This is a genomic window from Bacillus pretiosus, assembly GCF_051294775.1.
Taxonomy (GTDB): domain Bacteria; phylum Bacillota; class Bacilli; order Bacillales; family Bacillaceae_G; genus Bacillus_A; species Bacillus_A wiedmannii.
The window spans coordinates 1-310 of record NZ_JBPPHF010000146.1; the positions used below are offsets into that span (position 1 = coordinate 1).

Annotated in this window: 1 protein-coding gene; it reads right to left on the reverse strand. The window is 41.9% G+C overall.

Features of this window, described 5'->3' with window-relative positions:
* The coding region (locus ACSG5Z_RS30240; protein WP_503827185.1) for a GntT/GntP/DsdX family permease at nucleotides 1–310 on the reverse strand (310 nt) is incomplete at both ends.

The window sequence follows — 310 nt, forward strand, 5'->3', positions numbered from 1 at the left end:
ACTGATAACAATGTCTCAAGTACCGTCCACGTTTTAAACGTTTCCTTCACCGTTAATCCTAAATACTCTTTTACAAGCCAGAAGCCCGCATCATTTACGTGAGTAAACATTAATGATCCTGCACCCGTTACAATAACGAGCAATTCTAAATTTACACCTGACATGTGCTGAATAACTGGTGAAACAATCCCTGCGGCGGTCGTTAATGCTACTGTCGCTGAACCTGTTGCGATTCGAATTAGTCCAGCTACCATGAAAGCAAATACAATTGGTGATAACGATATATGTTCTGCCATTTGCGCAATCGCCG